We start from the raw sequence: 20,007 nt of genomic DNA on the forward strand, positions 1-20,007 counted from the left end.
TTCAGACAACTTCCTGTTTGGGATAGTCAAAGAAAAGAAAGGACTTCCTGGCACGGTCAAAGTCTTTCCATGACTGGATATTTGCCTGAACGGCAAATACGCCGGAGGTGGGAATATTGTCAATTCTGATCTCCTGTGTTACATAATTGGCAAAGTCTGTAATACCCGGATTGTGTGCGAAAATGGCTACTGTATCTATGTCATCGTCAATCTTTGTGATCACTTTCAGAAAGGTAGAGGCATAACACAGGTACAATTCTTCCTCCAGCAGGATGGCATCTTTGTCATAATGCCATTCTTTGGCCATGAGCCGCGCTGTACTCCTGGTTCGTTTTGCCGGACTGGCAATAAGCAGTTCAGGCACAATACCCCGGGTTGATAGACGGTGCGCCATTTCAGGAGCGTTCTGTTTGCCGCGCTTATTGAGAGGCCTGTCAAAATCGTCTACATCGGGGTCATTCCAGCTTGATTTGGCATGACGAATAAGTAATAATGTTTTCATAACAACAATGTTATTATGTAGCAAAAGGGATTTGCTGTTCGCGGTTTGAGTTAGTTCTTATTTAATACTAACTAATTTACGGATTTTACTGAAAGTAAGTGTAATACAGGAGGCTCTGCCGGCCGGGGAACAGCGGATTTAAAGGAAATTTAATAATAGAAATCCCATAAAAAAAGGGCCCGTTTTAAACGAGCCCTTTTTTATTTATTAGTATCCTCTTTCATTTTTGCCTTCCATGTAGTTCATAAATGCTTTATTCACTACACGATTACCACCCGGTGTTGGGAAGTTGCCAGTGAAGTACCAGTCTCCCAGGTTATTCGGACAAGCCTGGTGCAGGCTTTCGATAGACTGGTAGATGACATCCACTTTCGCATTGATATCAGAAGGGGTAATGATCTCGGCGATCTTAGCAGAGATCTCTGCTGTTGTGAAAGGTTTGTATATATTTCTCACTACGTTCTGAGCATGTAGCGTATTGGTGCGCTGCAGTTCCATACAGAGGCCATAGGCTTCCTGGAGGATGTGTTCCTTGCCATGATCCTTTAACAGGGCAATAGCCGCCTTAAAGGCCACAAAATCTCCTATTTTACTCATGTCGATACCATAACAGTCCGGATAGCGGATCTGAGGAGCGGATGATACCACGATGATACGTTTTGGCCCCAGGCGGTCCAGCATTCTGATGATGCTCTCGCGGAGCGTAGTGCCACGCACAATGGAGTCATCTATCACCACCAGGGTATCTATACCCGGGCGCACTGTACCGTAAGTGATATCATAAACGTGCTGTACCATTTCATTACGGCTGGTGTCTGCAGTAATGAATGTGCGCATTTTAACGTCCTTAATTGCAATCTTATCTATACGGATACGGCGGTTCACCATTTCCGTCAGCTTTTCTTCGTCAAAGTCTTTACCCCATGACACGATGCGTTCTACCTTTATCTTGTTCAGATAGTCTTCCAGTCCTTTCAGCATGCCGTAGAAGGCAATTTCTGCCGTATTGGGAATGAAGGAGAAGATAGTATTACGCAGGTCGTTGTCTATACTTTTTAGTACGGTTTCAGACAGGTTATAGCCTAAAGCGGTACGCTCTTTATAGATCTTTTCATCATTTCCGCGGGAGAAATAGATACGTTCGAAACTGCAGGCGCGGCGCTCTTTCGGCGCAAGGATCTGTTCTATGCTGTATTCCCCGTTTTCCTTTACGATCAGGGCATTACCCGGCATGAGCTCCAGTACTTCATTCTCTCCTACATTGAACGCTGTGCGGATGGCAGCGCGTTCAGAGGCGGCAACAATCACATCTTCATTGACGTAGTAATAAGACGGACGGATACCGTGAGCGTCGCGCATTACGAAGGCGTCCCCGCTACCGATCAGTCCACATACGTGGTAACCACCGTCAAACATAGAAAATGCCTGCTGGAGGATATTTTTTACATCCAGCCCATTGCGTCTTTCTTCATCTTCCTTGCTGAGGAAGTGGTGCAATACTTCCAGCATAGCAGCCAGGTCACTGTTACGGTGAGTTTCTCCGGGTTCAACGTTCACGAACTTGAACAGTTCATCCACGTTCACCAGGTTAAAGTTACCGGCGAGGGCGAGGTTACGGGCAGGAATGGTATTGTGACGTACAAAAGGGTGGCAGAGTTCTACGTTGTTCTTGCCCTGGGTGGCGTAGCGGAGGTGTCCCATCATCAGCTCTCCGAGAAAACGTATGTGGCCTTTCATGAGGCCCGGGTACTTGGTGATTTCCGGCTGGTATTTCTCTATTTCGTCTATTTCGTCTCTGACCTTGGCAAAGATATCTCCTATGGCTTGCGGTGCGCTGCTTCGCAGGCGATGCATAAATGGTACTCCCGGTTCTGTGTTCAGCTTTACTGTGGCTATACCTGCTCCGTCCTGTCCGCGGTTGTGTTGTTTCTCCATGAGGAGGTACAACTTGTTGAGGCCGTAGAAAACTGATCCGTATTTCTGTTGGTAATATGAGAACGGCTTTCTAAGTCTGATAAACGCTAATCCGCATTCATGTTTTATGGCATCACTCATCCCTATTAGAATTGAAGGCGCAAAGTTACGGGTAAAAAGCGGAACGCCCAACGCTGAATGATAAATGCACGGCTGCCCCTAAAACAACAATCCCCGGCATATATTGTGCCGGGGATTGCTATTGAATTATATGTGTTATTGTTTTGCTATACTTCCCATCCACTTGGCGATGTGGTTACATTGTTTGAACTCGTCTTCCACATGGATATAATATGTCGGGATCTTTTCCCTCAGCCATTTATCGCGGGCATCCTGTTGTTTCAGCTGGAGGGTACGCTGCTGGATACGGGCATAATCGTCGGTCATATTTTCCCGGTGAGGGTTCGTACGTGTTTTCAGATAAATAATACGGATACCACTGCGGCCACCCGGCTGATCATCGACATAAGGCATTGGTTTAGAGATGCCTCCTGGTTTCAGGGTGTCCAGCAGCAGCACGATATCTCTTTCTGAAGGCTGGTCCAGCTGGTCGATGGTGATCAGGGTACTACCGTTCATTCTGTTCTGCAGCATACCACCGTCAAATTTTGACATCGGAAGGTCACTGTGCTTAACTACTGCTTCTCCGAATGACATTTTTCCATCCAGAATAAGCAGACGGACACTGTCCAGTTTTTTGGTCGCTTCTGACAGATCATTACGGGTTACATTCGGTTTCAGCAGGATGTGCTGCACCGTGATATTATCTCCCTGGCGTTTAATACATTGGATCAGGTGATAGCCGAACTGGCTTTTTATCGGAGAGGAGATCTCGTTTTCCTTGAGACGGAAAGATGCCGCCAGGAAGTCAGGATCCCACTGTTTGTCATTTCTGTTCAGGATATATACCCCCTTATTTTCCTTTGCGCCAGGATCTTCTGAGTAAAGAATTGCCAGACGTCCGAAGTCACTGGTTTTGTCCTGCACCTGTTTCTTGAACTCCAGTAGGCGGTCTACCGCATACTGGTCCATTTCCTTGGTAGCTTTTGGTAATATTACGATCTGACCGATCTCCAGTTCAGACTCGTAGAATTGGAGACTGTCTTTAGGAATAGCGTCGAAATACTTTTTTACTTCAGAAGGAGTCACTTTCACAGAACCGGTGATCTTGTCCTGCATAGCCTTTGCCAGCAGCCCTTCTTTAATAGGCTGGCGGAAACGCTCACGCAGCTGGTAAATGGAATATCCTGTTACCTCTTTCATCTTCTCACGGCTGCCATACAGGTCTTCGAAGTAACGGATACGATTATCGATCTGGCCGTCCACATCTTGTTCGCTTACGGGCAAGCTGTCTCTTTCAGCTTGCATCACCATTACCTTCTGGGCAATGATCTGCTCCATTATCATGCAGGGAGCATTGGGAGGCAGGGCACCATCTACAGTAGAACGCTGCAGATTGACCATTTCCCCTTCAATGTCCGATCTAAGAATGATTTTATCCCCCACAATAGCTGCAATTTTATCAGCTACCATTTTCTGCTGGGCTGCGGCTACCTGACAAAGAAGTAAAGTACCCGCAGAAAGTGCAAAAATTTTATTCATGTTAACGAGTGCAGTGAAATCCAAAAATAGCCAATAAAAAATAAGCCGCTATTGGGCGGCTTATCTTTTTAACAAAAGTTTATACTGATTTTATAAAGTCCTCTTTACTTCTACTTCTTCGAAGCCTTCCACGATATCGCCTACCTTGAGGTCGCTATAGTTTCTGATACTCAGGCCACACTCCATATTGGAGGCAACTTCCTTCACATCATCCTTGTAGCGTTTCAGAGAGGCCAGTTCGCCGGTATAGATTACGATACCTTCGCGCACCAGGTTTACACGGGTGTTGCGGGCAATTTTTCCGTCCAGTACGAAGCAACCTGCTACGGTTACCTTGTCGAAACGGTAAGTTTCGCGGATTTCTACGTTGGCGACAACCTTTTTCTCGATCTTCGGCTCCAGCATACCTTCCATCGCGCTCTTCAGTTCGTCGATAGCATCGTAAATGATGGAGTAAGTACGGATCTCGATGTTCTCTTTCTCTGCCAGTTTGGATGCCTGAGAAGAAGGACGTACCTGGAAACCTACGATGATCGCGTCGGATGCAGTTGCCAGCAATACGTCGGATTCTGTGATCTGACCTACTGCTTTGTGTACCACGCTCACTACGATTTCTTCGGTAGACAGTTTCTGCAGGGAGTCGCTCAGCGCTTCTACAGAACCATCAAAGTCACCCTTGATAATGAGGTTGAGCTGTTTAAAGTTACCCAGCGCAAGACGGCGTCCGATTTCATCCAGTGTGATGTGTTTCTTGGTACGGATACCTTGTTCACGGATAATCTGTGCACGGCGGTTAGCGATCTCTTTTGCTTCGGATTCATCTTCAAACATGCGGAACTTCTCACCTGCCTGCGGAGCACCGTTCAGACCCAGCACCTGTACCGGTGCGGAAGGTCCTGCGGAGTCAACACGCTGGCCACGTTCGTTGAACATCGCTTTGATCTTACCGAAGTTAGAACCGGAAGCGATGGTATCTCCCTGGTGCAGTGTACCGTTTTGTACCAACAGGGTAGCTACGTAACCACGGCCTTTATCGAGGGAGGCTTCAATCACGCTACCGGAAGCTTCCCTGTTCGGATTAGCTTTCAGTTCGAGTAATTCAGCTTCCAGGAGTATTTTTTCCAGCAGAATGTCTATGTTCAGACCGCTCTTGGCAGAAATTTCCTGGCTCTGGTATTTACCACCCCAGTCTTCCACCAACAGGTTCATACCTGCCAGCTGTTCTTTGATCTTTTCAGGATTAGCGCCTTCTTTATCCACTTTGTTGATAGCGAATACCATTGGGAGGCCTGCAGCCTGTGAGTGGGAGATCGCTTCACGTGTCTGTGGCATGATGGCGTCATCTGCAGCAATTACGATGATGGCGATATCCGCTACTTTGGCACCACGTGCACGCATCGCGGTGAAGGCTTCGTGACCCGGAGTATCCAGGAATGTGACCTTTTTGCCTGAAGCGGTAACTACCTGGTAGGCGCCGATGTGCTGGGTGATACCACCTGCTTCACCGGATACTACGTTCGCGTTACGGATATAGTCGAGGAGGGAGGTCTTACCATGGTCTACGTGACCCATGATGGTCACAATAGGCGCTCTTGGGATCAGATCTTCCTCATTGTCAGCTACTTCTTCTTCCTCAATCTCATCTGCATCGTCTACGCCAATGAATTCCACTTCATAACCAAACTCTCCTGCTACCAGTTCTATCACCTCTGCGTCCAGACGCTGGTTGATAGACACCATGATACCCAGTCCCATACATTTTGAGATCACTTCAGCAAAGCTTACATCCATCAGGTTAGCGAGTTCACTTACAGACACGAACTCTGTTACCTGGAGTTTGTTGTTTTCAGCTCCCTGGTTAGCCATTTGCTCTGCGAGCTCGTGGCGTTTCTCACGACGCTGTTTAGCTTTAGTGTTCTTACCCCGGTTACCACCGCCAGTCATTTTGGCCATGGTTTCCTTGATCTTATTCTGGATTTCGTTCTTATCGATTTCTTTCTCTTCAGGTTTCCTGTCGCGGTCACGGTTGAAGTTACCCTGGCCACCCGGACGGTTACCAAAGTTGCCACCTGGCCTGTTACCGCCGCCATGCTGTCCGCCTGGTCTGTTACCACCCGGACCACCACCTGGCCTGTTACCGCCGCCGCCATGTTGTCCACCTGGTCTGTTACCACCTGGTCCGCCTGGGCGGCCATCGCGGTTAGGTGCAGTATGTGGCCGGCTAGGACCCGTAGGTCTGTTGGAATTGTCGCGGTTTCCGCCGGGACGGTTATCCCTGTTGTCCCTGTTATCTCTGTTGAAATCACGGTTACCTGGACCGCGGTTTTCGGTGTTACCACCTTTTGAAAGATCGCCTGGCTGAATAGGTTCAGGTTTCTTTTCAACGATAATGCGTTTCCGCTTACGGTTATTGTCGGCATTGTTGTTGTTGCCGCCACCGCCGCCGCGGTTGAAATTACTGTTACCCTTGTTGTCGCGTCTTTCTGAATGTACAGGCAACTCAATTTTTCCGATCACTTTAGGACCGGTGAGTTTTTCGGCCTGTATATTTTCAATAACGGCTGTACCACCGTTATCCTCCTGGTCTGATGCAATGTCTGCTGCAACTTCGTCCATATGCTGTGCGGCCGGTTTCTGTGCGGTTTGTTCTTTCGCTTCTGCCGGTTCTTTGGTTTTTTCCTGAGCAGCTGCCGGTTTTTCGGCTGCCGGCGCTTGTTTCTCTTCCACAGCGGGGACAGCAGGTTTTTCAGCAGCAGGTGCCGTTGTTTTTACTTCTTGTACTGGTTGTTGTACGTTTTGTACTGGCTGAACGGGTTGCTGCGGTTTCGCTTCAGGCTGGGCAGGTTTGGCTGCTTCTACCGGAGGCTGTTGCTGCTGTGCAACGGGTTGCGGTTGTGCCTGCACTTGCGGAATAGCTTCTTTCGGCTGGTCCTTCTCGCTGGCGGTAGGTTCCGGTTGTTTTGCAACAACTGGTTTCTCCTCCTGTTCCGGCTTTTTGAATGATGCCGGTGGTGCAGGAGGTCTTTTAGGTTTATTCAGTGCATCCAGGTCGATAGTGGCCACGATTTTCGGACCATTGATCCTGGGCGCGTCTGTTTTTATAACTTCCGGAGCTTCCGGTTGTGTTTGCACAGGCGGCGTTTTCTCAGCAACAGGCTGTTGAGGAGCTACGACGGGTTCTTTAGGAGCCTCTTCTGTTTTGACAACAGGTTTTTCTTCCGCCACTGGTACCGGTTTAGGCTCGGGTTTAGGTTCAGGCTTAGGCTCCGGTTTTGGTTCGGGCTTAGGCTCTGCTTTTGGCTCAGGCCTTGGTTCTGGTTTTGGTTCGGGCTTAGGCGCTTCAACTGCGACCGCGGGTGTGGGTTCCTCTTTAGGAGTTGCTTCTTTCTTCTTGGCTGCTGCCTCTGCTTCTTCCTTCTCTTTCTTCTTCATTGCATCTAACACACTTCCTTTAGGCAGGGCTATCTGATCGCTTTTGCGTTTGTTAGCCTTGTCCTGCTGGAACTCGGACTGCAATGCTGCATACATCTGGGACGTAAGACGGGCATTGGGTGAGCCAAAGCCCCCCATGTCATAGCCCTTATTAGCAAGGAAATCGATCAACGTTTCCTTACCAATATTGAACTCCTTCGCTGCAGCCAGCAATCGTGGCGTGTTGTTTGTTACTTCAGGCATATTGTAATCTCGGGCCTCCCCATTTTTCCCGTTAGTTAAACGGGACTCCTTTTTAACAATTAACAATAACTAAAAATACTTTCTGTCGAGCAAGCCCACATCCCGGGGAAGTTGTGGTGTGAACCTACTCTTTATCAAATTCTTCCTGTAGTATTCTTCTTACCTCGCTTACAGTTTCCTCTTCAAGATCTGAGCGGCGTACCAGTTCCTCTACAGTCAGGTCAAGTACACTGCGGGCAGTGTCACAACCAATACGTTTGAGTTCATCCAGTACCCATTCTTCGATTTCATCGGAGAATTCTCCCAGGTCAATGTCATATTCAGCCTGTTCCTGTTCTTCGTCACGGAAGACATCAATCTCATAACCGGTCAATTCGCAGGCCAGTTTAATATTGACACCTTTTTTACCGATTGCCAGGGACACCTGATCTGCCTTGAGGAAAACAGAAGCATATTTATTCTCATTATCCACTTCCATACGGCTGATCCTTGCGGGCGTCAATGCACGCTGGATCAACAATTGTATATTAGAGGTATAGTTGATGATATCTATGTTTTCGTTACGCAGCTCCCGCACAATCCCATGAATACGACTTCCCTTCATACCAACGCAGGCGCCGACAGGGTCAATGCGGTCGTCATAGGATTCAACAGCCACTTTAGCTCTTTCTCCAGGTTCGCGTACGATTTTCTTGATTACGATTAGGCCGTCAAAGATCTCGGGAACTTCAATTTCCAGCAATTTAGCCAGGAAGGTCGGATGGGTGCGGGAAAGAATGATAAGCGGAGCATTATTCTTCATCTCCACTTTTTTCACTACTGCCCTTACATTTTCCCCTTTCTTGAAATAATCGGTAGGAATTTGTTCAGATTTAGGTAAAATTAACTCATTCCTTTCATCATCAAGCAATAAAACTTCTTTTTTCCATACCTGGTACACTTCACCCGTTACAATTTCCCCAACACGGTCAGCATATTTCTTTACAAGAATGTTCTTTTTAAGGTCGCCGATACGGGCGGAAAGCGTCTGCTTTGCAGCCAGGATGGCCCTGCGGCCGAAATCCATGATCTCCACTTCCTCATAAAGGTCTTCCCCTACCTGATAGTCTGGTTCAACTAAAATGGCTTCCGAATAAGCAATCTGGGCATTATCATCTTCCACCTCACCATCTGTTACAATGGTGCGGCGGCGTAAAATTTCCAAGTCACCTTTCTCAGTATTTACAATCACGTCAAAGTTCTCATCAGAGCCATACTTTTTACGGAGAAGAGTTTTGAACACGTCTTCCAACACTTTCATCAACGTCGGACGGTCAATGTTTTCCGCCTCCTTAAACTCCGTGAATGACTCAATCAGGTTAATACTAGCCATGTTTCGGTTATATTATTATATTTTAAAACACGATGCACACCTTCGTGTGCTTTATTTCATTTAAATTTATTTCAGTTGTTTTTTTCTCTTTTTTCTTGCCAATCAGCTCCTCAATCGTCACCTTTTCTTCCGTAACGGCCAGTAGGGTACCTTCTTTTTCGGAATTATCCAATAAAGTAACAGCAACTTTACGACCAATGTTCTTAACGTATTGACGGTGAAGTTTCAGCGGCTCGTCCAGTCCGGGAGAGGATACTTCCAGGGAAAAATCGTTGTCTGGGAACAAATTGGCACCTTCAAGCCTGGTGTACAGGTTCCGGTTAAATGCGACCAGTTTATCTACCGGTACGCCATTATCTCCGTCTACAAAGAGTTTTATGTTATTTGTGGGCTTTATCCGCACATCTACTACAAAGTACTCCGGATAAGGGGCAAGCATTTCTGCTGCCAGGTCCCGGATGTTTATTATTACTTGTTCATTTGCCATAAAAAAACGAGAAGGGGACCGCTCAGTCCCCTTCGTTAGTATCATTTTCCTATGCAAAATTAGGATTTTATTTTGATCCAAGAACATTTTCTTTAACTTGTATGAAATAATTTCAAGAGAGAAAACGCCCTGCCCGCACAGATTTCGAAAAATAATAATAACTGCACCCCTGATACGAAACATGCAAATTAAAGCATACATACAACAAGTTAATATAGAGCTGATCGTGTGGCCAACAGCCTTGTTGCTTCTTTTTTTTATGGATCCATATCAGGACGCCAAAGCAAGTTTCTGTATCTTGAAAAGAATGGGCATACCCTGGTGCCCGGGATGTGGCCTGGGACATTCTATTCATTTTCTGTTACACGGAGAATGGCGCGCCTCCCTGAAAAGCCATCCTCTGGGCCCGTTCGCTGTATTGATGTTTACATACCGGACTTTCCAGCTCGCCAGACTGCAATGGCAATCTTTTGCGGAACTTAAAAACCACTATACATGACAGATTTTATCAGCTTACCGGGTATTGAACAGGAAGAGCTTCTATGGCTGCAGGAACTTACCCGCGACTACTCCATTGAAACCCGTCAGCGTTTCCTGGCCATTTATGAAGGACGGAGAAAAGATCCCCAGGTTATCCTCATCTGCTGCCTCGTTGGATTGATCGGTCCCGCAGGTATTCACCGCTTCCTGATCAATCAGATAGGTATGGGAATATTATATATTTTGACTGTCGGCTTATGTTGGATCGGTACTATTGTTGATGCAGTCAATTATCGTAAATTGACCTGGGAGTATAACAAAAAGGCGGCCCTTGAGAGCGCGGCATTGTTAGGTCTATAACCAGGTTGATCTGCTTTTCCGGGCTGTTAAAGAAAACCTAAAGCCCGAATTTTCTCGGTCCTGAAAGCAGATTAACCGCTAAATTTGTTCCATGATACTGAAATACGCATTTTTAGCATTTGTGTTCTGGTTGCTGTACAAATTTGTATTTGACTTCATTGTGCCGGTATATCAGTCAACCAAACATGTACGCCGACAGATGGGAGATATCCAGGAGCATCTCCGCCGTCAATACCAGCAACAGGAACAAGCCCAGAAACAGGCTGCTCAGGCGCAACCGCACCGCACCGCTCCTAAAAAGGCGGACAAGGGAGATTACCTGGAGTTTGAGGAAATCAAATAGGCTTCACTGTTATCTGAAGATATCTGCCATCGTTTTAGGCGGCAGGAGATGGATTGTTTGTATGCCAACAGCTTTGGCCCCCTCAATGTTTGGAAGCGTATCATCTATAAATAATGTCTCGGCAGGATCCAGGCCATTCTCATCCAGCACAAACTGATATGCCTCCTTCTCAGGCTTGCGTAACCCGATCAGATGAGAATAATAAGCTTTATCAAAAAAAGATGCCAGCGAAGGAAGTCCCCTGCTGTCCTGTAATATTTTATTAAAGGCCTCCAGGTGGATAGCATTGGTATTACTTAACAGGTATAACCCGTAATGTTGTCTTAACTGTTGTAATATCTGCAGCCTGCGTAAAGGAAAGTCCAGCAGCATTGCATTCCATGCATCAATGATCTGCTGATGGGTAGTACCCGGCGTCGTATGTTGCTGCATCTCATTCAGAAATATTTCTGGTTCGATCTTGCCGGTCTCCAGGTCGTCAAACAGGGAGGTCAGCGTAAACTGGTTGTACAAACTGGTGAACTCTTTTACCCCAAGGTCCTCAAATGCCTTGTAAGTCAGTTGGTAATTGAGATTGATAATAACTCCGCCCAGATCGAAGATGATGTGTTTAATACCTTTCATGGTGTGAACTACTGAATAAGAAAGTGCAAAGTTATATGGCGGAAATAAAAAATTCAGGAATGATTGGATAATTGAATAAAAAATAATTAATTTTGCCCTCCCTGAAAAAGGGAACCCACGAGAAAGTTTCAAAATATTCGTTCTGCAAAGAACAGGTCCTATAGCTCAGTTGGTTAGAGCACCTGACTCATAATCAGGGGGTCCCAGGATCATGCCCTGGTGGGACCACGAAACAGAAAGGATTTCAGTGATAAACTGAAGTCCTTTTTTCATTTGCGCAGGATTTGCACAGAAAAAAGGGGATGGCGGGTCTATCCCATCCTCACAAAGAAATATAATATCGATCCCCAATAATGTTAAATTCAGAGAGATACGAAATCTGAATGTAGATTTAGCCAGTGTAAACCCAAACCAGAACAGCAAGGCCCCAGGCCATGTACCAGAAGCCTTTCCCTACGGTCCGTATTCGCTTGATTTATACTTAAGATTCGGTGGAAACTATAGCCTATAGGCTCTTTACTATAGCTTTATAGGCACTGTTCTATAGCCAACGCTATACAAAAGCTATTGTAATGCAGGACTAGAGAGCCTCCAGATAGAGGACTCCAGTACAATCGGAGCGAATACCGACTAAAGTGTAAGACCGGGAAGAGCCCTCTCCTGCCTCCCCCGGGAAATCTGGATAGCTCATCGGAAAGTGCCGGGAGGGAGATGGAATCCTCAAACCGCTGTAAAACAAGAAAGTACCCCGGTTTTTAAACGAGGTACTTTCTTATTTCACGGTTCTCTGTGTTCTATTACTTTGAATGGTTTACTTGCCTCCGTATACCTGTTGCAGGTATGCTTCCACGCTTCCACCCTTTCTGCCGATCAGCTTTTCCAGATCAGTGGAGATGTCTGCAAACTCCCCTTCTTTGGTTGCCCCGCTAAATCCTGCGAATAACCCGATATACTCTGCAGGTACACCTGCTTTTGTGAGTTCAGCTGCAAACACTTCCGGAGTTGGCGATACATAGGCAACATTCTTACCGGTAATAGCAGAGATCTTTGCTGCTATATCTGTATAAGATACTGCTTCCGGCCCGGTCAGGTCATAGCTGCGGTTCTCATGCCCCTGCCCTGTCAGTACTGCCACGCCTGCATCTGCCAGGTCGTTGCGCAGTATGAAAGCGGTTTTACCATCGCCAGCCGGCTGGAAGATAACCCCGGTTTCGAATATCTTATCTCCAATGAAGAGCGGTATCATCTCGGTATATATGCCATGTTTAAGGATGGTGTATTTCAGCCCGGATGCCTTCAACAGGTTTTCTGTCAGCAGGTGGGAGGAAGCAACAAAATAGATGGGAGAGGTAGTGGTTTCATTCTTCCGCTGGAAACTGGTATACACCACATGCCCTACTTTCGCTTCTACCGCTGCCTTTACTACATTTTCATGCTGCTGGCCACGTTTGGCAATATCACTGCCGGATACGAAATACAGCTTGTCAACGTCTTTGAAGGCGCTTACAAGGGATGCTTTATCATCATAAGTGCCTATTGCCACTTCTACACCCAGCTGTTTAAAAGGGGCCGCTTTTGCTTCGTCGCGCACTAATACCTTTACGTTGGACGCGGCTACTTTGCTGAGCAATTTGTCTAATACGATACGACCAAGAAGTCCTGTTACTCCGGTCACTAAGATTTTTCCCATTGTCCTTTAATTTACTGTATTGGTTACTTAATTACCTTTACTTACTTTTAGTAAGTCAAAAGTAAGGTGCCGCGAAATGACTGACAAGAAGGCACCGTTTGGTTTGATTGTTACCTGAAAGTGACTATTGTTGATTATCAATTTATTAAGATGATAGAAAGTTTAAAAAAATATCGTGATGGCGGGGGAAGTGCCTGTGCTGTGAGGAATGTATTGGACCGTTTAGGTGACAAATGGTCTATGCTGATCATTATCATCCTGGGGAAAGAAGGCACAATGCGGTTCAATCAACTGCATCATGGGATCGGGGATATTTCCCAGAAGATGCTGACTGTCACGCTCAAGATCCTGGAGGCCGACGGCTTGGTTATCCGTAAAGTATATGCGGAGATCCCTCCCAAAGTAGAATATAGCCTCACGGAAAGGGGATATTCCCTGTTGCCTCATTTAGAAGGGCTGACTGAATGGGCCGAGACACATATGAAGGGCATCTATGCCTCCCGCGAAAAATATGCTGGAGGAGCCTAGCTGGTTGTAGACGTTGAATTAGTGGTATCTTCGCAGATAGTTTTAACTGATTTTTAATGCAGAACAACAGCAGGTTTATTGCCATTGAAGGACTGGATGGGGCAGGTAAGTCTACCCAGATCGCTTTACTGACGGAGTATTTTAATAAGCAGGGAATAGAAACAAGGTTCGTACACTTCCCTATTGTACAGGAAGGCGTATTCGGGGACCTGATCGCTAAATTCCTGCGGGGTGAATTCGGAGACGTAAAAAATGTACATCCACAATTGGTGGCGCTGTTGTATGCCGAAGACAGAAAGGCATTTGCACACAATATCAATGAATGGCTGGCCAGCGGATATGTGGTACTGGCAGACCGCTATGTGCTGTCCAATATTGCTTTCCAGTGTGCCAAACTACAAACGGAAAAAGAGAAAAAAGAGCTGCGCGAATGGATCAACATGTTTGAATATGAGTACAACCGTATTCCCCAGCCGGATCTTTCTGTTTACCTGGATGTTCCTTTTTCTTTTACAGAGCAGGCCCTGACGCAGCGCCGCTCCGGAGAGGAAAGGAAATATCTGAATGGAAAAGAGGACATCCATGAGAAGGACTTTTCCCTTCAGCTGGCGGTGAAGCAGGAGTATGAAGTATTAGCAGATACTGACGCTTCCGTCACAAAGATCACCTGTTATGATGGTGATGGGAAGATGAAGTCTATCAGTGAGATCCATGCAGCCATTATACATAATATCACAAAATAATCAGGACTATGTCTATAACATCGAATGCGGACCTTTCGGGAATGCAGGCTGTGAGTGAGGCCGTTGGTATTACATTAAGGAAAATGAGGGAATATGCCTGTCCGGGTATGTCAGCGAAAGAGCTGGATGAATATGGCGGCAGACTACTGAATGAAATGGGTGCAAAGTCTGCACCAAAGCTGACCTACGGGTTCCCTGGCTGGACTTGTATCAGCCTGAATAATGAAGTGGCGCACGGTATTCCTTCCGGGAATAAAATACTGCAAGAGGGAGACCTCGTAAACATAGATGTATCTGCCGAACTGAATGGCTACTGGGGTGATAACGGCGGATCATTTGTATTGGGAAATGATATTTACAATCATAACCCGCTGGTGAATGCCTCAAAGCTGATATTGCAGAAGGCGATCAGTGAGATCAGGGGTGGTGTGAAGATCGCGGATGTAGGGCATCTCATAGAATCGACAGCAAAGAAAATGGGCTACAGGGTGATTAAAAACCTGGTGGGCCATGGCGTAGGCAGAAGCCTGCATGAAGAGCCTAAAGAGATCCCCAACTATTATGACCGCATGAACAAGAACCGTTTCCGGAAGAATAGTGTTGTTGCCATTGAGACATTCATCTCTACAAAAGCGTCTTACGCTTATGATATGGGAGATGGTTGGACACTGGTGACCAATGACGGTAGTTTTGTAGCACAGCATGAACATACGATCATTGTAACAGATGGACAGCCGGTGATCCTGACCGCTTCCAACCAGATCTGGGACTAAAGAACTTACTCAATAAAAAAGAGAGGGCCTCGTTCTGAAACGAGGCCCTCTCTTTTTTATTGGAAGGAATTGATCTTATGAACCGTAGCCTGTATTCTGAGGTCTCAGATTCGGGTTGTTACGCATTTCCTGTATTGGTAATGGGAACAACAGGTGTTTTTCTGCCAGTGCCGCACCGGAGTTTTTGTTGATGTGTCCTACGAAGTTATCGAAGCCATTATTGTCTTCATTGTATACTTTTCTCAGGCGCACCATATCAAACCAGGTGATACCTTCATAACAGAACTCATGCCAGCGCTCACGCCATACAGCTTCTTCAAAGGTGCCCTGAGCTAGCCCTGATAAAGGATCCAGGCCTGCCCTGCCACGTACGCGGTTCAATGCGGTGTAAGCATCGGCATTAGGACTACCATCTGCCCTGTTCTGCGCTTCCGCATAGATGAGCAGAGTTTCAGCAAAACGGATCTGAGGCATATTCAGGTTACTTCTACCGGTACCCGGAGCGCCTGGTTTACCATGACCCGCCACATCGAAGTGTTTGTAGATGTAAGGTCTGTCTAATTGGAATGTATCGCCTTTACCATCTACGAAATAGTAAGTAAAGAAGAATTGCTGCTGATTTGTACGTATGTCCTTAGGCTCAAACTTCTTGTATGAATCATAGAAAGAAGAGTTAGGAATAGAGCTACCTACACCACTACCAAAAGCAGAGATGTTTTTTAACAGGGAGTTGTTTGGCAGCATCAGTGACTGCATCGGGTTACCCTCGATATCAGCTAGGTATTGCACTTCAAACAGATGTTCTACCTTGTTGTTATTAGTTACATCATGCAGCTGGCTGTAAAAGTCGAACAGATTGATCTGACTTGTATTGGCTTTTGCATAGTCAATTACCTCCTTTGCCTTGTCTGCCGCCAGTCTGTAATATTCTGTACCTTTTTCCAGTGGATAGCCGGCCATAGTCAGATATACTTTTGCCAGTTCAGTTTTAATGGCAGCGAGACCTACCCTGCCGGAAGCGTCCATCCATGGCAGACCAGCCGCTTCAGCCATTTTCAGGTCTGCAACGATCTGAGCATATACGCTATCTGTACTTGTACGTGTAGGGTAGAAATCCGGAGAAGTAGGTGTTTGTGGTTTTGTTATCAAAGGAACATTACCCCAAAGTCTTACGACATAGAAGTAAGACCATGCACGCATGAATGCGGCTTCACCCATTGTCCTTTTTCTCGCCGCTTCATCCATATTGGGAATACCGGGAATCTTATCAAGCGCCATGTTGGCCTGTGCAATTACTCTATAGGCGCCAGTCCAGAATTGTCTGACATGTAGGTTATCTCCATCATATACAAGGCCAAGCAGGTTGTTCAGGTCGGAGTTCTGAGCAGTAGCTGTATTGGCAGTACCGGTAGGCGCATCCAGCATCTGGAAGTTGGCGGAAAAGATACCGGCGCCGCTACCAATGAAACGGGCGCGTGCATAAGCAGCGTATACCGCTGCGTCAGCATGTTCCGGTAATGTATAATAGCTGTCGGGCGACAGGTTGGATGGATCGCTTTCATCCAGGAATTTGTTGCAACCGGTAGCAAATAAGCTGCCACCGATCAATATGCTAAGTGCGGCTTTTTTAATATAGTTCTTCATGAGCATCTCTTTTTCTGATAAATGTTAGATTAGAAAGCAACGTTCGCACCAAGTTGGAACGTAGTTGGTTTCGGATAATCAAAGAATGTTTGTCCCTGTGCAAATGGCTGTGAATAAGTGCTTACCTCAGGATCGTTTCCACTGAACTTGGTGGCAAGGAAGAAGTTCTGTACGGAAGCATATACTCTCAGTTTGCTGAGATGCAGACGTTTCAGTTTTTCTGCAGAGAAGTTGTAACCCAAAGCCAGGTTCTTACCACGGAGGAATGAACCATCTTCTACCCAGCGGGTGTCCACGTTGGTAACATAACCTGCGCTCGGATTACGCGGAGCTGCGATATCAGTATTCTGATGTTCTGGTGTCCAGTAATTCAGTACAGACTTGAAGCTGTTAGCCAGACCGGTACGGTCTTCACCGGAGTGGTGTGTCATATTCAGTACATCATTACCATATACAAACTGGAGTTCAACAGTCAGGTCCAGGTTCTTGTATTTGAAAGTGTTGAAGAAACCTCCCCATCCGTCAGGGTTACCATTGCCGATGATCATACGGTCAGCATCGTTAATAGCATGGTCGCCATTTACATCGCGGTATTTGATATCGCCAGGCAAGATTGGTTTACCCCCACGGTAGTCTTTAAACAGCGCAGCTTCAGCCGCATCTTTGGTAGCCCAGGTACCCTCGCGAACCAGTCCCCAGAAGGATCCCACCGGCTCGCCTACACGGATGATGTTTGTCTGGTTGGTGAAGTTAGGACCACCTACGCCGAATATATCGGCCGGACTAGCCAACGCCAGTACTTTATTCTTGTTGAAGGAGATGTTAAAGGTAGTAGACCATGAGAAATTTTTGGTCTCAATATTTACAGTGTTCAGGCCGAGTTCCAGACCCTTATTTTCCATCGCACCAACGTTTCTGCTGATAATAGTGTAACCACTGGTGGTAGGTACAGGCGCATCCAGCAGCATGTCTGTTGTTTTCCTGTAGTAGAGATCAGCTTCCAGGGAGATCCTGTTCTTTAACAGACCCAGTTCGACACCAAAGTCATACTGTGCTGTTTTTTCCCATTTCAGGTCTTTGTTAGGTAGTCTGTTGGTACCTACACCCTGTACTTTCTGACCGTTCAGCGGGAAGGCGTATTCATTGCTTGCAGTCAATGAGTACAGAGAGCTGTAAGGAGCTATTTCGGAGTTACCTGTCAGACCATAGCTCGTACGCAGTTTCAGTGTAGAAATGGTTGGATTGTCTTTCAGGAAAGGCTCTTCAGATGCACGCCATGCCAACGCTGCGGAAGGGAAGAATGCATATTTGTTGTTAGGACCGAACTTGGAAGAACCATCCACACGGCCAGTGAAAGTAACCAGGTACTTATCTTTAAAGCCATAGTTCACACGGCCAAAGTAAGAGTTGAACGCAAAACCGAGGTTACGGGAACCAGCGCCTGAAGAAGGGATCAGCCCTGCGGAACCGATGCTGTTAGTTTCCAGGTAGTCGGTAGAGAAGTTCTCACCACGCACATTGAAACCGAAAAGGTTATCTTCCTGCCAACCTATACCCGCCAATGCATTGATGGAGTGTACCTTATTGAAACGTTTGTTGTATGTCAGGTAGTTTTCAAATGACCAGTATGTTTCCCTGTCGTTAGCTACGATCGCAATACCTTTCTGGGTAGCGGAGATGTCTATCAGGGAGCGGCCATTCCATTCGTTCCTGCCGCGGGTCACTACGTTAGCACCCACAACGCTGCGGAATTCCAGGCCTTTCGCCAGGGTGATGGTTGCATATGCGTTGCCCAGTACGTTCTGCGTCTGGAGGATATACTTACGGTCTGTCAGGATATGTACAGGGTTAGAACCACCTTCCGCACCAGGATACAGCTTGTTATTGCTGAAAGTACCGTTCGGCATTTTCACCGGCAGGAAAGGCAGGGCTTCCGTGATCATACGTACAGAGTTCAGACCACCGGTACCGATATCTACCAGGTTCTCACTCTGGTTGGTGTATCCTAATGATCCACCAACTTTCAGCCATGTTTTCATCTGACTGTCGAATGTGAAACGTGCTGAATATCTTTTCAGGTAGGAGTTCAGCAGCAGACCTTCATCGTCCCTGTAACCCAGGAACAAACCGAACTGGCTGTTTTCATCACCACCTGTAAAACCTAACTGGTGGCTGTGAGATACTTTATGCTGTACTGATTCTTTAAACCAGTCTGTATCATATTTTGGATTGCCATTGGCGTCAAACAGATCAGGATTGGTTCTCTTTAACTTTGGATCTTTAGATACATAAGTACCCTTGGCCCATTCTACAGGATCATAGATCTCTGCATTTTTCCATGCCAGGTCTTCTACCTGCATATATTCTTTCGCGTTGAGCATTTCAACACGTTTAGGACCGATGGTGTTATAAGCCAGGCCTACGTCATAAGTAACGCGGCTACCGCTGGCGTTACCTCTTTTAGTAGTAACGAGGATAACACCATTCGCACCTCTTGCACCATAGATCGCAGTAGAAGACGCGTCTTTCAGTACCTCTACGGATGCTATTTCATTCGGGTTTAAGAAGTCGATTGCATTACTGTTCTGTGTTTGTGCACCTACCGGAATTACCACTCCATCAATTACATAGAGTGGGTTGTTGGTAGTGTTGATAGAACTGAAACCACGGATACGTACATTGGTTTGACCGCCCGGACGACCGGAGTTGGTATTCACCTGTACCCCTGGGATCCTGCCTGCCAGCGCCTGGTTTACAGATGCAGCGGGCCTTTCTTCCAGTTGTGCAGTTTTAACAGATGCTACAGCACCAGTCAGGTCAGAACGTCTTGTAGCACCATAACCTACTACTACTACGTCCTGTAAAGATTTTACGTCAGAAGACATGCTGACGTTAATGGTAGCAGCGCCATTAACCACTTTTTCCTGACTCAGATAACCAATAAAAGAGAACACAAGGGTACTACCGGAAGCCGCATCAATGCTATACGTACCATCTGGTTTGGTTTGTGTTCCGCTACCAGTACCTTTAACTTGTACAGATACACCAGGGAGCGGGGAGTTGTCCCTGTTGTCGAGGACCCGGCCGGTGATTTTCCGGCTTTGTGAGAATGCGTGCAGCGTCATTAGCAACGCTAATGTGCCTTGCACCGCTATCCTCATGAAACGTGTGAATTTAGACTTCATATTCTGGAGGTTTTAGATAATAGAG

General features: G+C 46.6%; 16 protein-coding genes and 1 tRNA gene. 7 read left to right on the plus strand and 10 right to left on the minus strand.

Going from position 1 to position 20,007, the window contains the following annotated elements; all coding sequences use genetic code 11:
- Position 1: 1 nt before the first annotated feature.
- The 6 genes from F3I09_RS06225 to rimP form a co-directional block, all read right to left on the minus strand.
- Positions 2 to 502, minus strand: a complete 501-nt coding sequence (locus tag F3I09_RS06225) for a histidine phosphatase family protein (RefSeq protein ID WP_149694182.1) — start codon at positions 500 to 502, stop codon at positions 2 to 4.
- Between the two features lie 207 nt (positions 503 to 709).
- Complete coding sequence (locus F3I09_RS06230) at positions 710 to 2,437, minus strand: amidophosphoribosyltransferase (protein WP_223233149.1); 1,728 nt, start codon at positions 2,435 to 2,437, stop codon at positions 710 to 712.
- Positions 2,438 to 2,692: 255 nt separating this feature from the next.
- Positions 2,693 to 4,078 carry a peptidylprolyl isomerase gene (locus tag F3I09_RS06235; RefSeq protein ID WP_149694184.1) on the minus strand — a complete coding sequence of 462 codons (1,386 nt, stop codon included), beginning with the start codon at positions 4,076 to 4,078 and terminating at the stop codon, positions 2,693 to 2,695.
- A gap of 90 nt (positions 4,079 to 4,168) precedes the next feature.
- Positions 4,169 to 7,753, minus strand: coding sequence for a translation initiation factor IF-2 (gene infB, locus F3I09_RS06240; protein ID WP_149694185.1), 3,585 nt, complete (start codon positions 7,751 to 7,753; stop codon positions 4,169 to 4,171).
- Positions 7,754 to 7,877: 124 nt separating this feature from the next.
- Entirely contained in the window at positions 7,878 to 9,125 is a 1,248-nt protein-coding gene (gene nusA, locus F3I09_RS06245; RefSeq protein WP_149694186.1) for a transcription termination factor NusA, read from the minus strand.
- A 22-nt stretch (positions 9,126 to 9,147) separates the two neighbouring features.
- Positions 9,148 to 9,612, minus strand: coding sequence for a ribosome maturation factor RimP (gene rimP / locus F3I09_RS06250; protein ID WP_223233150.1), 465 nt, complete (start codon positions 9,610 to 9,612; stop codon positions 9,148 to 9,150).
- Positions 9,613 to 9,871: 259 nt separating this feature from the next.
- On the opposite strand from rimP, the gene F3I09_RS34715 reads away from it, so the two are divergent.
- The 3 genes from F3I09_RS34715 (at position 9,872) to F3I09_RS06265 (ending at position 10,795) form a co-directional block, all read left to right on the plus strand.
- On the plus strand, positions 9,872 to 10,111 hold the full coding sequence (locus F3I09_RS34715; RefSeq protein WP_188133708.1) for a DUF2752 domain-containing protein: 240 nt from the start codon (positions 9,872 to 9,874) through the stop codon (positions 10,109 to 10,111).
- Positions 10,108 to 10,452, plus strand: coding sequence for an NINE protein (locus F3I09_RS06260; RefSeq protein ID WP_149694189.1), 345 nt, complete (start codon positions 10,108 to 10,110; stop codon positions 10,450 to 10,452). Before F3I09_RS34715 ends, F3I09_RS06260 begins: the two co-directional genes overlap by 4 nt.
- A 91-nt stretch (positions 10,453 to 10,543) precedes the next feature.
- Positions 10,544 to 10,795 (plus strand): DUF4834 family protein, encoded by a 252-nt coding sequence (locus F3I09_RS06265; protein WP_149694190.1) that lies wholly within the window; start codon positions 10,544 to 10,546, stop codon positions 10,793 to 10,795.
- 9 nt (positions 10,796 to 10,804) lie between these two features.
- On the opposite strand, the gene F3I09_RS06270 is transcribed toward F3I09_RS06265, so the two are convergent.
- Positions 10,805 to 11,419: an HAD family phosphatase gene (locus F3I09_RS06270; RefSeq protein ID WP_149694191.1), complete on the minus strand. Its 615-nt coding sequence runs from the start codon at positions 11,417 to 11,419 to the stop codon at positions 10,805 to 10,807.
- A gap of 154 nt (positions 11,420 to 11,573) precedes the next feature.
- On the opposite strand from F3I09_RS06270, the gene F3I09_RS06275 reads away from it, so the two are divergent.
- A tRNA-Ile gene (locus F3I09_RS06275) sits at positions 11,574 to 11,647 on the plus strand.
- A 583-nt stretch (positions 11,648 to 12,230) separates the two neighbouring features.
- Here the strand turns inward: F3I09_RS06275 and F3I09_RS06280 are convergent.
- Positions 12,231 to 13,109, minus strand: coding sequence for an SDR family oxidoreductase (locus tag F3I09_RS06280; protein WP_149694192.1), 879 nt, complete (start codon positions 13,107 to 13,109; stop codon positions 12,231 to 12,233).
- Between the two features lie 150 nt (positions 13,110 to 13,259).
- Between F3I09_RS06280 and F3I09_RS06285 the strand changes: the two genes are divergently transcribed.
- Genes F3I09_RS06285 through map form a run of 3 tightly spaced genes read left to right on the plus strand, consistent with a single transcriptional unit; the run spans position 13,260 to position 15,153 of the window.
- Complete coding sequence (locus F3I09_RS06285) at positions 13,260 to 13,637, plus strand: helix-turn-helix domain-containing protein (protein WP_149694193.1); 378 nt, start codon at positions 13,260 to 13,262, stop codon at positions 13,635 to 13,637.
- A 56-nt stretch (positions 13,638 to 13,693) separates the two neighbouring features.
- Positions 13,694 to 14,380 carry a dTMP kinase gene (gene tmk / locus F3I09_RS06290; protein WP_149694194.1) on the plus strand — a complete coding sequence of 229 codons (687 nt, stop codon included), beginning with the start codon at positions 13,694 to 13,696 and terminating at the stop codon, positions 14,378 to 14,380.
- Between the two features lie 8 nt (positions 14,381 to 14,388).
- Positions 14,389 to 15,153 carry a type I methionyl aminopeptidase gene (gene map / locus F3I09_RS06295; protein WP_149694195.1) on the plus strand — a complete coding sequence of 255 codons (765 nt, stop codon included), beginning with the start codon at positions 14,389 to 14,391 and terminating at the stop codon, positions 15,151 to 15,153.
- Positions 15,154 to 15,228: 75 nt separating this feature from the next.
- Here map and F3I09_RS06300 read toward each other — a convergent pair whose 3' ends face one another.
- Together F3I09_RS06300 and F3I09_RS06305 are read right to left on the minus strand one after the other, a co-directional pair.
- A complete protein-coding gene (locus F3I09_RS06300; protein WP_149694196.1) occupies positions 15,229 to 16,797 on the minus strand; it encodes a RagB/SusD family nutrient uptake outer membrane protein in 1,569 nt (522 codons plus the stop codon).
- Between the two features lie 29 nt (positions 16,798 to 16,826).
- Positions 16,827 to 19,982: a TonB-dependent receptor gene (locus F3I09_RS06305; protein WP_149694197.1), complete on the minus strand. Its 3,156-nt coding sequence runs from the start codon at positions 19,980 to 19,982 to the stop codon at positions 16,827 to 16,829.
- Between the last annotated feature and the right edge of the window lie 25 nt (positions 19,983 to 20,007).

This window comes from Chitinophaga sp. CF418, assembly GCF_900142925.1.
GTDB lineage: Bacteria > Bacteroidota > Bacteroidia > Chitinophagales > Chitinophagaceae > Chitinophaga.